12 protein-coding genes are annotated in these 13,237 nt (G+C 63.3%); all 12 read left to right on the forward strand.

Annotated elements, in window-relative coordinates; genetic code table 11:
• Positions 1-2 precede the first annotated feature (2 nt).
• From GVL12_RS22905 to GVL12_RS22960, 12 genes are read left to right on the forward strand one after another with little or no spacing between them, the layout of a single operon-like run.
• Positions 3-359 carry a hypothetical protein gene (locus GVL12_RS22905; protein WP_200844021.1) on the forward strand — a complete coding sequence of 119 codons (357 nt, stop codon included), beginning with the start codon at positions 3-5 and terminating at the stop codon, positions 357-359.
• A complete protein-coding gene (locus tag GVL12_RS22910; RefSeq protein WP_159917876.1) occupies positions 356-820 on the forward strand; it encodes a DUF1833 family protein in 465 nt (154 codons plus the stop codon). The genes GVL12_RS22905 and GVL12_RS22910 overlap by 4 nt, the downstream gene beginning before the upstream one ends.
• Positions 817-1,209, forward strand: a complete 393-nt coding sequence (locus GVL12_RS22915) for a hypothetical protein (RefSeq protein WP_159917877.1) — start codon at positions 817-819, stop codon at positions 1,207-1,209. The genes GVL12_RS22910 and GVL12_RS22915 overlap by 4 nt, the downstream gene beginning before the upstream one ends.
• On the forward strand, positions 1,200-9,782 hold the full coding sequence (locus GVL12_RS22920) for a DUF1983 domain-containing protein (RefSeq protein WP_235033960.1): 8,583 nt from the start codon (positions 1,200-1,202) through the stop codon (positions 9,780-9,782). Before GVL12_RS22915 ends, GVL12_RS22920 begins: the two co-directional genes overlap by 10 nt.
• Positions 9,779-10,405 carry a DUF4376 domain-containing protein gene (locus GVL12_RS22925; protein WP_159917879.1) on the forward strand — a complete coding sequence of 209 codons (627 nt, stop codon included), beginning with the start codon at positions 9,779-9,781 and terminating at the stop codon, positions 10,403-10,405. Before GVL12_RS22920 ends, GVL12_RS22925 begins: the two co-directional genes overlap by 4 nt.
• Positions 10,406-10,444: 39 nt before the next feature.
• On the forward strand, positions 10,445-10,756 hold the full coding sequence (locus tag GVL12_RS22930; protein ID WP_159917880.1) for a hypothetical protein: 312 nt from the start codon (positions 10,445-10,447) through the stop codon (positions 10,754-10,756).
• A 1-nt stretch (position 10,757) separates the two neighbouring features.
• Complete coding sequence (locus tag GVL12_RS22935) at positions 10,758-11,051, forward strand: hypothetical protein (protein WP_159917881.1); 294 nt, start codon at positions 10,758-10,760, stop codon at positions 11,049-11,051.
• A gap of 1 nt (position 11,052) precedes the next feature.
• A complete protein-coding gene (locus GVL12_RS22940; RefSeq protein WP_159917882.1) occupies positions 11,053-11,451 on the forward strand; it encodes a hypothetical protein in 399 nt (132 codons plus the stop codon).
• Entirely contained in the window at positions 11,448-11,747 is a 300-nt protein-coding gene (locus GVL12_RS22945; RefSeq protein WP_159917883.1) for a hypothetical protein, read from the forward strand. Before GVL12_RS22940 ends, GVL12_RS22945 begins: the two co-directional genes overlap by 4 nt.
• On the forward strand, positions 11,744-12,265 hold the full coding sequence (locus GVL12_RS22950; RefSeq protein WP_159917884.1) for a glycosyl hydrolase 108 family protein: 522 nt from the start codon (positions 11,744-11,746) through the stop codon (positions 12,263-12,265). Before GVL12_RS22945 ends, GVL12_RS22950 begins: the two co-directional genes overlap by 4 nt.
• Complete coding sequence (locus GVL12_RS22955) at positions 12,265-12,657, forward strand: hypothetical protein (protein WP_159917885.1); 393 nt, start codon at positions 12,265-12,267, stop codon at positions 12,655-12,657. The genes GVL12_RS22950 and GVL12_RS22955 overlap by 1 nt, the downstream gene beginning before the upstream one ends.
• Positions 12,654-12,932: a hypothetical protein gene (locus tag GVL12_RS22960; RefSeq protein ID WP_159917886.1), complete on the forward strand. Its 279-nt coding sequence runs from the start codon at positions 12,654-12,656 to the stop codon at positions 12,930-12,932. Before GVL12_RS22955 ends, GVL12_RS22960 begins: the two co-directional genes overlap by 4 nt.
• Positions 12,933-13,237 lie beyond the last annotated feature (305 nt).

Below are 13,237 nucleotides of genomic sequence, written 5' to 3' on the forward strand. Positions count from 1 at the left end.
ATATGCCAACACTACCGAGCTACGTGAAGTTGCTCCGAGACGACGCCAGGGAAGGATTCGACCCTGGCGTTCTTGTTTCCGAGATGGAAAGAGGCCTGGGCAAGACCCGCATCACGGAGCACCGCGTGAAGGCCAACGTGCCGGTCACCCTGTTATTTCGCACGAAAGCGGAATCCGTTGCGTTCGAGACTTGGTACTTCGAAGTCATCGGCCGCGCCGGATTTTTCGATTGGCGCAACCCACGAACAGGACAGGTTCATTCCGTCCGTTTCAAGGGGGGCGTGCTGGGCGAACTGGTGCCGCTCAAGGCTGGTTTTGCCGCCTCTAAGCGCACTGCAACTCTGGAGTACCTGCGATGACCGTTTTTCAAGAGCGCAACCAGCGCATCACCAACAAAGTTGGCCATGTCGAGCTGCTGGAGGTCACCAATCCCAGTTTCTCTGGCCCTATGCGCATCTGCAACGACGTGCAGGACTTCGTGAGCCAGGGGGTGGATTACATCGGCTTGCCGTTTGGCTTCACCCTGCCCGAGGACCAGAGTGGCAGCGCGCCGCGCATGAAGCTGGCGATGGACAACGTGGGGCGCGGCATCAGCGACGAGCTCGAGCGCTTGCTGCCCGGCACGGCCACCATGGCGCGCCTGATCATCGTTGCGCGTGACACGCCTGATGTGCATGAACATGTTTTTTGGCTGCCGATGACCGGCGTGACCGTGAACGGCGCCACGGCGCAGGCGACCTGCGGCGTTGACGCGCTCATGCGCCAGTCCGCATGCAAGCAAGTTGCGAATCCGTTCACGCTGCCGGGGATCTTTCCATGAATGTCGATCGCTTCATCGGCATCCCCTACGACGCGCGGCACATGGATTGCGCCGACCTGGCCCTGCTGGTGCAGCGCGAGCTTTTCGGGCGCGAGGTGCTGCTTCCGGGCAAGCGTCCGCGGCCGCTGCGCGACGACGCGCAGGCCCAGGCCATTCGCGCCTACACCGCGCAACTGGCCGACCCGGTAATCAATCCGCGCGACGGCGATGCGGTGCTGATGCGCGAGGTCGGCGCGGCCATTGCCGGCCATATCGGCACTTACTTCTTTCTCAGCTTCACGCCATACGTGCTGCACACCGCTGCGTATCTGGGCGGAAGCGTGCTGCACCGGATGCAGGACCTTTCAGCCACCGGGCTGACACTCGAAGGGTTTTATCGATGGAAATGAATCGCGCCGAGCAGGCAGCCGTGGATGGCGTGGCCTGCGATCTGCTGGACTCCCGTGGCCGCCTGGTCATCACGCCCAATGCGTTGACCTGCGACGGTCAACGCAACGTGCCTGCGGACCTGCAGCCCGGCGAGACGCTCGAGGCGTTCCTGCGCCGGCATGTGCCCGGCATTGAATCCGGCGCGTGGACGGTAATGATCGGCGGCGCCATGGTGCCGCGTGCGATGTGGAAGCGCACTTGGCCAAAGCATGGCCAACTGATCGCATGTCGCGCTTCGGTTGGCAAGCAGGTGGTGCAGCTTGTGGCCATGGCCGCGCTCACCTGGTTCACCATGGGAGCTGGGCTGGCGCTTTGGGCGGGTACGGGCGCGATGGCGTCTGTTATCGGCATGGGAACCTTTGTTGCCGGCTCCATGCTCATCAACAAAGTGCTGGGCCCCAAGGTGCCCAAGATGGGCGAGGCTGCGGCCGCGCGCCAGGTCCACAGCCTGAGCAGCCGGCGCAACACAAAGCGCCCCCATGAGCCGTTGCCGACACTGTGGGGCGAGATGCGCGTACTGCCCGATCTTGCCAGCGATTCATATACCTGGTTCGAGGGTGAAAACCAGTACCTGAGCACTATCCTGCTTGGCGGCGTCAACGTGCATAGCGCCGCAGATCTGGCCATCGGCGACACGCCGATCACCAGCTTCGAGGAAGTATCGACGTTCTTCAATGGCTTCTCGGGCATGCCCAGCCAGGACGTGCCGCTGTACGGCAACGTCGATGGCATCGCCGGCGGCGAACTGGAAAACGATGGCGGCTGGGTCGCGCGCACCAGCTCGCCGGGCACGGTGACGCTGCAGTTTGACATCGAGGGCCAGCTTTACGACGTCGACAACAAGGGCAATACGCTTGTCAACAGCGTGCCGCTGTTCATCGAGACGCGGCCCGTGGGCGGCGGCGCATGGCAGGCCGCGCTGAGCACCACGCTGACCAATGCCACAGCGGATGTAGTGCGACGCACCTTTACCGTGCCCGTAGCACTGGGCCAGCATGAGGCGCGCGTGCGCCTGGGCAAGCCGACCTACGACGAGGGCGAGGGCAAGGACCTGTGCAAGTTCGCCTGGAACGTGCTCAAGAGCATCCAGCCGGACGCGACCGACTACAGCGGCTGGGGCCGCATTGGTATCAAGATCAAGGCCACCGGTCAGATATCGGGCAGCCTGGACACGCTGCGCGCAACCTATCGCGCGCGGCCGCTGCCGGTCTGGAACGGCACGGAATGGATCACTGCGACCACGCGCGCCGAAGGCTTGAGCAACTGCGGTGCCATCTTGCTGCAGACGCTGCGCGGCGTGTACGCGCCCGACGAAAACGGGGTGCCGCGACTGCAGTTCGGTTTCGGCATGTCCGACGAACAGATCGACATCGAGGGCTTGAAGGCCTTCATGCTGCACTGCACAGCGCGCGGCTACAACTACGACCGCTGGATCACTGGCTCGATGTCGTTGGGCCAGTTCTGCGACGAAGTGGCCCTGGCCGGCATGGGCGAGTTCAGCTGGACGGATGGCGGCCGGCCCACTGCCGTGTTTGTGTCGAGCGGCCAGCCCCTGAGCGGCGTGGTCAACATGGCCAACATGCTCAAGGGCTCGTTCTCCGTCGCATACAACCTGGCCAACGCCGCCGACGGCATTGAATACCAGTATGTTGACCGTGACCGAAATTGGGAAACGCAGACCCTGCGCGTGGCCGCGCCCGGCGTGACGACGATGCTCAGCCCCGCGCGCATCACGAGTGAGGGCGTGACCAGCGAGGCCCACGCCGCGGTACTGGCGCGCTATCACCTGGCGCAGTCGCTCTATCAATACAAGACCATCGACTTCGGTGCCGACATCGAGCACCTGGCATACCGACGCCTGTCGGTGCTGTCGGTCAGCCACGACCTGACGCAGTGGGGCTTCGGCGGCCGCGTGATGCACGCCGAGCGCGACGGCGACAAGGTTGTGCTGCAGCTGGACGAACCCGTGCCGCCCATGCCGCAGGCTTATGTCGGCCTGCGCGTGCCCGGCGCGCGTGACTATCGCGTGTTTCAGGTCGAGGCGCTCGAGGCCGAGTCCGAATGGGTCACCCTGGTCGGTGCCTGGCCCGCCGGCGTGAAGTTCCCCGGTGCAGATCTTGACAACCCCGCCCACGACACCCTCTGGTGCTATGACTTCAAGGCTACACCTGGCTACCGCGTACGTGTGGTCGGCATGCAGCCTGAGGCCGATCTGAAAGGCGCCCAGGTGACCTGCGTGCCCGAAGGCCCCGAGTTCTGGGATTACGTCCTCAACGGCACCTATACGCCGGCGCCCAACCAATCGAGCTTGCCGCAGCTGGGCCGCCCAAAGGTCTCGAACCTGCGCATCACCGAGAAGGTCAATGTGCAGGGCGACACCGAGTGGTATTCGCTGGGCCTGGTGTGGGATGTCGAGGGCGACTACGACCATGCCCAGGTCTGGGCGGGCCGCGACGGCTCCGAGCTGCGCCTGGTCGACGGCAGCGCCGTGGGCAGCCGTGCCGAGTTCCGCATCGATGGCGCGGGCGAGTGGCTGGTCGAGGTGCGCCCGTTCAACGCGTCGGGCCTGGTGGGGCAGTCGGCCACGGTGCTTTACATCACCAGCATGACCCAGCTGCCGCCGCGCAATGTCGATGATTTCGTGGTGCAGAGCGTGGCCGGTGGCCTGCGCCGGTTTGCATGGCAGTACGTCGGCGATCGCCCGCCCGCATTCGCCGGGGTGCAGATCCGCTACCTGCCAGGTGACGTGCAGCTCAGCGTTGCCGACTGGGATGGCATGCAGCCCTTGGGCGAAGCCGACGACGTCTATCGTGCGCAGTTTGAAACCACGCGGCCGCAAGCCGGTCTGTGGACGTTCGGCTGCCGTGCGATCGATACGTCGGGCCAACTGGCGAACGGCGTGGTGCGCTTTGTGGCGAACTTGGGCGATAGCTTCGAGCAGGTGCAGCAGCCGGATCTCACGCCACCGCCCGCGGTGACTGGCTTGTCTGCCATCGGGATGCTGTCCAACGTGCAGGTCAACTGGGACGCAGCGATCTATGAGCAAGGGCACGGCCATGCCCGGACCATCATCTACGGTGCGCAGGGTGCGGACGCCACTTTCGCGCAGGCGCAGCAGGTGGCAGAGGCCTTCGGCGGCCCCGTGTCTTTTGGCAGCGAGCCGGCCACTACCTGGAAGCTCTGGGCAAAACATCAAAGCGTCGATGGCGTGCTTTCTGTCAGTGCTGGCCAACCGGTCACGGTCACCACGGGCCAGGACGTCGAAAAGTTGCTCGAGGTCCTGGATGGGCAAATCACCGAAAGCCAGCTGTACCAGGACCTCGCGAAAGAAATCGAGCTGATCAGCGGTGGCGGCATCGGCAGCGTGAATGCGCGGCTGCTTGCTGAGGCGCTGGAGCGCGCGCAAGAAGTCGCCGCAGAGGCGCAGGCGCGTGCCCAGGCTGTTGCGCTGGAAGCTCAGGCTCGTGCGCAGGATATTGGTGCAGAGGCTCAAGCGCGGGCGGCTGATGTGGCTGCAGAGGCTGCTGCGCGCCAAGCGGCGCTCGCGCAGGTTGCTGCGGATCTGCAGGCTGCCTCTGCAGCCTTGCAAGGCAACATCGATGCGGTCAATGCTCAGGTCGCTGACATCATCGGTGCCGGCGATTACGACCCCGGCAAGTCCTACGACGCAGGCCAACTGGTCAAGCAGCAGGGCAAGCTGTATCGCTCCAAGGTTGCGGTCCCTGCTGGCAATCCGCCGCCCGCGGCTGCATATTGGGTGCTGGTCGGCGACTACGCAAGCATTGGCGAAGCCGTGGCCGCACATGCCGCGGCGCTGGCCGAACATGCAGTGCGCATCGGTCAAACCGAGCAGGGCCTGACCGCAGAGGTCACTGCGCGCAGCACGCTCGCTGCTCAGCTGCGCGGCAGCTATACGGGCGCCGACGTGAGTCAGGTCACGTCCGGACTGGTCTGGAGCGAGCGCCAAGCGCGGGTTTCCGGCGACAGCGCCAATGCGTCCGCTATCCAGGCTGTCAGCGTGCGCATGCCTGCAGGCGCCGGCGTCGTGGCCGCTGCGGCTGACGTTGTGGCTGAACAGCAGGCGCGCATCGCTGGCGACAGCGCCAATGCATCGGCCATCCAGACCGTGACGGCGCGCATGCCCACAGGGATGGGTGTGCTTGCAACTGGGGCCAGCGTCACGGATGAGGCCACAGCGCGCGCTTCGGCAGACTCTGCACTGGGTAGTCGCGCGTCCTTGATTGAGACTCGTTTGCCGGTTGGTACGGGTCAGCTGGCCACCAGCGCCCAGGTGGTGACAGAGCAGCAGGCGCGGGTCGCTGGCGACAACGCAAATGCGTCGTTGATTCAGGGCGTGCGCACCGACCTGACATCGACGCAAGGCACGGTTGCGGGGCAGGGCTCGGCAATCGGCGGTTTGCAGTCGAGCGTGACGTCAATCAATGGCGCGCTCACCAGCCAGGCCGGCAGCATCACGCAGCTGCAGGCTTCGGTCGGCGCGGCTTCCGAAGGCCTGAAAGCGATGAACGCCCTTGGCTCAGAGTCGGAATGGTTGATCTACAGCAGCGGCGCTGTATCGCGGACGACCAAGGCTGTTGCCGATGCCGCTGCGGGCTCTGTGCTTGTTGTAGGTGGGAATACCGGCGGCAACGACATGCATTGGCTTCACCACAGCGCCACGCTGCCGCTGGACGAAACACGGCTGTACAAGATCACCGCCCGGTTCCGGCGTACCGCTGGGGCTGGCGGGCTCTACATTGGAATCGCTGCGCGGAACGCCGATAAGAGCCGGTTCGTGAGCTCTGCTAACGTAGAAACGACAAGCCCCTCTGGCGCTCACTACGCGGTTTCGAACGCAACGCCTGCGCTCAACGAGTGGCAGACCGTTGAGCGTTACTTCAGGGGGCGATCTGCGGGGGGCATGGGGGGCGGCGGCACGATTGCGTCGCCATGGATATTCGCGAACAAGGCCGCGCATCTCTCCCTGATGATTCTGGCCAACTACAACGCCAATTCGGGCACGCAGGAATTCGACTTCGTCACTCTTGAAGACGTGACCGGTGCCGAGAAGGTGGCTGCAGATTTGACTGCAGAGGCTACGGTTCGGGCGAGCGCGGACGGTGCGCTGGCGTCGCGCGCCACCGCGCTCGAGGCGCGCATGCCAGTAGGGAGTGGGCAGCTCGCGACGGCTGCGGCACTCCAGTCGTTGGACGGGCGCGTTACGGCTGCCGAAGGTGTGAACACCTCCCAAGGCACGGCGCTCACGAACCTGCAGAACTCCGTCACCGGGTTGCAATCCAGCAAAGCAGATTCGTCAGCTCTGGCGTCACTGCAGAGTACCGTCACAGGGCAAGGTAGCGCGCTCAGCAGCCAAGGTGGCCAGATCACCTCCTTGAGCAATTCCGTCTCTACGGTCGACGAACTGCTGACTGTGGCCGATACGCGAAACGTTAACAGCCCGCCGTCCTATTACTGGAACAACTACAAGCGCCGCACGGTTCGAGAATTTAAAGGTCGCGGCGTAATTGGAGCGCCTGGGGCGTCGAGTTACGGCATCTTGGAGACGACGGTCAAATGGAATGATTCGTCGGGCGGCCCGATCATCCAGGTGTTTTCGACCGATAACAGTTTGGATCAAAACACGCGCTATTCCACTGGCTTAGAAACTTGGTCGGCTTGGAAGAATGACGTTCGGGATCTGCAGGTTGTTGTTAATGCCAAGGCGGAATCGTCTGCTGTCCAGGCTTTGACCAGTCGTGTGACCGCGGCAGAGGGGGTAAACACTTCGCAAGGCACAGCCCTGACGAATCTGCAGAATTCGATCACAGGCTTGCAGTCGGGCAAGGCCGAGGCGTCGGCGCTGGCGGCGCTGCAAAGCAGCGTGACCCAACAGGGCGGCGCACTCACGAGCCAGGGCTCCAGCATCACAACGCTGCAGTCGAACGTCAAGAACATCGGGGGCGCGAGTGCAGTTCCGGGTGGGTCGTTTGAAAACGAGATAGCGTTCCAGCGGCTTTACGGCGCAGTCGTCTCGACCCGCTCGCGCAATGGCAGCAGGAGCTTTCGGATGCCGCGCAACCTTGGCAGCGCTGCGTCCAACGTCTACAGCGAATTTGGGAATGTGCCGGCCGCTGGCGCGCGCACTTACTACGTCGAGGGGTGGGTTCAGCCAGAGTCCGCGATCGCTGCGGGGGCCGTGGCGGTCGGCGTAAACGGCGTAAGGGTGGGTGCGGCCAACAGCTACAAGAGCTCCCCCAACATCGCTGCTGCAAGCCTCTCCACAACTGAGTGGACTAAAGTTTCGGGCTATGTGACGACGGATGCCGACTGCGTAGCAATCCGCAGCTATATCTGGATGAGTTCAGCGGTCCCCACAGATGCTGTCATCTATTACGACGACGTTGTGGCGATCGACGTCACCGAGGGGCGTGCAGCCGACGTCAAGTCCGATGCGAACGCAATGGCTGTGCAGGGCCTGACAAACCGGGTCACGGTTACTGAGGGGGCGATCACAAGCCACGGCGCGTCCCTCACCAGCTTGCAGAACTCGATCGCTGGAAAGGCGGATGCGAGCGCGCTGGCGAGCCTGCAGTCCACGGTGAGCAGTCAAGGCGCGTCCCTCACTAGTCATGGCTCGAGCATCACCTCGCTGACCAATTCGATCGGTGCGCTGGAAGGCGCTGGCGACAATTTGCTGAAAGCCAGCAACGTCGAAATGGTGCGGCCAGCCGGGGCCTACTTTTTCGGTAGCTACGGTTTTACGGAACCGCTTGAAGTAGGGGTGAAATACACGCTGGTTGCATGTATTACGCACACGCCAGCGGCTGGTGATTCGACTTCCTCGGTTGGAGTTTGGCTCAACGGGTCGCCGGGTATTAACTCCGCGCTGGTGCGTAATGGTACGAGGGTAATCGCCACCGCCACCTTTGTTCGCACCGAGGTCGGTTTGGGGACAAACGTCTCGTTTTACTACTACCCGAACACAGTCACCTCGGGCGCCGCTACGGTGCACTGGGCCTGCCTATATAAGGGCGCAGTCGTTCCTCCCAAGTCATGGCAGCCCAGCGTGGCCGAACTCACTTCTGCCGTGGATGCGAACGCCTCAGCCACCTCCGCGCTCACCACGCGAGTGACCTCGGCCGAAGGCCTGATCAGTGGTCACACCTCGCAGATCACTTCGCTGACGACGCGGGTTGGCACTGCTGAAACTGCGATCGTCACAGAGCGCAACGCGCGCACCGATGGCCAGACGGCGTTGTCGACCCAACTCAATACTGTGCAGGCCACGGCTGCGGGCAACACGTCTGCGATTCAGCAGAACGCGACGGCGCAGGCTGGTGTGAACGGGTATGTCGCTGCGCAGTATTCGATGAAGGTGCAGGTTGCCTCGAACGGTAAAACCGCGGTCGGTGGCATTGCAATCCAGGGCACAAGCGCTGGCACCGCGGGCCCCACCATCGATATTGGCGTCATGGCGAACACTTTCTGGGTCGGCGCGCCAGCGGGCAGCGGATTGACCTCGCCAAACCTGTTCATCGTGCGCACCGCAGCGACGACGATCAACGGCCAGGCCGTGCCGGCAGGCGTCTACTTCCAAGACGCATTTATCGGCAACGGCACGATCACGACAGCAAAGATCGGCAAGCTGCAGGTGGACGATGGCCACATCGTCAGCTTGTCTGTCGCGAAGCTGGTCGCGGGTTCGCTGGCCGTGGGCCAGTACATCCAGAGCACCAGCTACGTCGCGGGCTCTGCTGGCTGGCGGATCAATGCCAATGGAACGGCCGAGTTCTCGGGCGTGGTTGTGCGCGGCACGATTTACGCAACGGCTGGAACTATCGGCGGCTTCAATATCGGCTCCAACTACTTCCGCAGCACCAATTACATCGCGGGCAGTCGTGGGGTGAATCTTACTGCCGCTGGCGATTTGGAGGCGCGTAATTCAGATAACACGCGGATATTCCACTTGGGGGCTACTGGTACAAACCCGGTCCTGATGCTGGCTGGGCTGACTATTCTGGCGAATGGTTCGGCAACATTCTCGGGGCAGTTATCTGGCGCAACTGGTAGTTTTTCTGGAGCCTTGAATGGGGCTACCGGGACTTTTTCCGGGGCTTTGAATGCAGCTACCGGGACTTTTTCTGGAAACTTGAACGCAGTCGGAGGGACTTTCTCTGGAAGTTTAACGGCTGCTGCAGTTAATGCAGTCAATACTATCAACATAGCGGGAGACGCGATTACTGTCCCAGTGGCAGTAAGAGGGAAAGTAGCATCCATAAATATGGCGACCGCTGGGCGTGTGACTATATTTGGATTCTTTTCCGCCGCGGTTAGCCTTGGTGCTGGTGCCCAGCTACGCCTATATCGGAATGGTAGTGTTATTTACACTTCGAATCTCACTATAGGTAGTACCGAAAGATCGGGGACGGCAATTGCAATCGATAATCCAGGCGCTGGGGTGCACACATACGAAATAGATGTTTCTGATTACACGGGCTCGTTCGCCCTGCTGCTTCTTGGGACAAAACGATGATGGAAAACGAAGAAATAATTGAAGAAAATCAACCCCAAGAATCTTCCCCTTTCACCGTCTACACGTATGAAGGCGAGATTATTAGGTCTGGCACAGCGCCTAAAGATCAGGTGGATATTCAGGCCAGGGAAGGGGAAATGGTTATTCGAGAGGCTTCGAGCTTCGGAGCCCAATATGTTTCGGCAGGGAGGGTTTGGGATATGCCTTTGCGTCCTTCCAGTGCGCACATATTTGATTACACCAAAAAGGAATGGTCCGACCCGCGCACGCTTCTCGAACTGCGGGCCGCGCGCTGGGACGAGATAAAGCTGGCCCGTGACGCAGCGGAGTTCGGCGGCTTTGTGTGGGCCGGTTCGCGTTTCGACAGCGATGCCGTCAGCCAGAGCCGGCTGCGTGGCGCGGCGCAGGAGGCTGCCCAACTCCCTACATTCGCCCGCGTCTGGACGCTGGCCGACAACACCTTTCGCGAGCTCAACGCCGCAGGCATGACGGCCGTCGTCGCGGCCCTCGATGCGCATATAGACCGTCAGCATGCGCTGGCGCGCGAGCTGCGCATGCAGATAAATGCTGCGACCAATGCAGCACAACTGGCCGGCATTCGCTGGCCTGACCCCATCGTTTAACCACCCGCGGGCAATCCGCACATTCAAAAGGAAATCACCATGACCAACAAAACCATTGCACTGCACGCATCGCTTGAAGACCCCGACACCGGCGCGCCGGTTACTCATTTCGTCGTCGCACAGTACACCGTCCGAACCCTCAATTCGCCAGGCTGCCAAGCCCTGCTGCAGGGCTACGTCAGCCAGTCTGCATATGAGACGGGCAAGCGGGCGCTGTCGCACATTGCTGTCGAGATCCCCACAGGCGTTCCGGAGGGCGTCGACGCGCTGCAGTGGCTGTATGAGCAAGTTCCGCTCGCCGAGGGCGCCTTGTTCGGTGCAGTGCCTGTGAATGCTGCAGAAGGGATCTGAAATGGATTGGACGCCTTTGCTGCATGCGCTGATTGCCGTGGCCTGCCAGGTGGCGGTCGGCCTGGCCAGCGGCAACTGGTGGCTGGGCGCCGCGCTGGCCTGCACCTGGTGGATGGCGCGCGAGCACACGCAGGCCGAGTACCGATGGATTGCGCAATTCACTGATGGCAAGCGCATCGATATGCCGTGGTGGGGCGGCTTTGACTCGGCTGTCTGGACTGCGGGGTCTGTGCTGGACTGGGTCGTGCCGGCGGGTGTATGCCTGATCGTGTGGGCCTTTATGGGGAGGGTCTGACATGGGCGCAAATCAGCTTGATCCCGTATCGGTGGCCATTGCCTTGGCTGGGGTGTTGTTCGGCCCGGCCCTGGCCGGCGTCATCGGCCCCTATGCCGTGATCTTCATCAGTTGCACCGTGGGCGCCGGCTGGGCCCTGGGCCGGCGCGACCCCGCGGCGCGTCTGTCGGCGGCCTGGTACTTCTTGCGGCTCAACGCCACGGCAGCCGTGGTGACCGTGGGCTTGGCCCAGCTCACGGGCCGGTGGCTGGGAGGCGATGACAACTCATGGTTGCTGGCCCCGATTGCGCTGATCGTGGGCGGCGTGGGCGACGACTGGCCCCGGCTGTGCCGCTGGCTCTTTATGCGGTGGCTTCGGTTCTTTGAGCGCCGCGCTGGCGGCGATGGAGGCTCGACATGACGTGGCAAACCCATCAACTGCTGGCCGTGCTCAACCTGGTCATCTGCTTCGGCATCGCCTGGGCCTGCATTTGCCGGCTCAACTCGGAAATCTGCCGGCGCCACCGCGCGGCGCGCGCGAAGTATTCGCTGCTTCTGGCCGGTGCGCTCGCCAGTGGCATGCAGCCCGCGCTGTGGGGCTCCTGGCCCACGGTGGGCGGCGTGCTGCTTGCCGGCTGTGTGCTGGCGGGCCTGGGAATCAATGTGGTGCGCTGGTATGGCCACGCCCGCCCAATGCGAAGAAAGGAAGACCAATGACATTCGACAAAGCATTCGAGCGCCTGATCGGCCATGAGGGCAAGTTCACCGACAACCCCAAGGACGACGGCAACTGGACAGGGGGCAAGCAGGGCCGCGGCGAGCTCAAGGGCACCAAGTTCGGCATTGCCGCCAACACCTACCCGCATCTGGACATCAAGAATCTGACCGTGGACCAAGCCAAGGCGATCTACCTGGAGGATTTTTGGGATGTGATCGGCCAGGCCCACGGCGCGGTCAAGTTCCAGCTGTTCGATGCCGCAGTGAACCACGGACGCGGCAATGCGGTGCGTATCCTGCAGCGCGCCGTGCGCGCCGCCGATGACGGCGCCTGGGGGCCGCTGTCCCAGGCATCGCTCGATCGCATGGAGCGGATCAACGGCCATAACGACGTGCTGCTGCGCTTCCTGGCTTATCGCTTCAAGTTCTGGGCCAGCCTGCAAAAGTTCGACGCCTTTGGCCGTGGCTGGACGAATCGCGGCGCCGAGAACCTGCTGTTTGCAGCGGAGGACAACTGATGTTTGCTCGAATCAAAGCCTACGCCTGGCAACTCCTGGCCGTTCTGCTGCTGGCCAGCCTGTCGGGCAATGGCGTGCTGGGCTGGGCCTATCTCGGGCAGCGCGACGCGGCGGCGGTCGCGCGGGCCTCGATTGTTGGCGTGGAGCGTGAGCGCGACGGCGCGCGCGCTGCGGCCCAGGCATGCAGCGACGGTGTGGAGGGGCTGGAGAGTGCGGCGGCGCAGCGGCACGCCAAGGCCGAGCCAGCGCGCGCCGCAGCGGCCGCGCAGGCCCTGGCGCTGAACCAGCGCGCCGACTACACGCTATCCACGGCGCCGGCCGCGCCCGGCGATGCGTGCGCGAGCGCGCAGGCCCTGGGGGCGGCCTGGCTGAAGGGGAGGGCCAAGCCATGAAGCACCCCGCACTGCTGCTGTGCGTGCTGACGCTGGGGGGCTGCGCCACCGCGCCGCGCGCCGAGATCCAGGCCGTCAAGGTGCCCGTTCCTGTGGAGTGCCGCGAGCCCACGCCGGACCGCCCGAGCATGCCAACCGAGTCCCTAGCCGACGATGCGGATCCGTTCGAGTTGCTGCGCGCGTCACTGGCCGAGATCGACCGACGCGAGGGCTATGAGATCAAGCTGGTCGCAGCGCTGGAGAATTGCAAGCGCCCGCTCACTTTGCGAGAGTGACGCGCAGCAGGCGCAGCAGGCGCAGCAGGCGCAGCAGGCGCAGGGGAGCCGGGCCAGGGTGGCGTGCGCCTCGCTCTGGCGCCGCTGCAGCGCGAGGCAGGCGTGCGTTCGTGCAGGATGTTGCGGCAAAGGTGCGCGCCGCCCAGTTCCCAACTGCAGCAACCAACTCACACCAATATCCACACCAATACGGGACCATTCCAGCACCAATATGCCATGTGACGCCGCTGCGCCTCTCTGGCTAGGATGGTCTGGAATGGTCAGCCCCTAGGGTTCGAATCCCTCCGTTTCCGCCAGGACTTAAA

Origin of the sequence: Pantoea sp. 18069 (assembly GCF_902706035.1) — a bacterium.
GTDB lineage: Bacteria > Pseudomonadota > Gammaproteobacteria > Burkholderiales > Burkholderiaceae_C > Comamonas.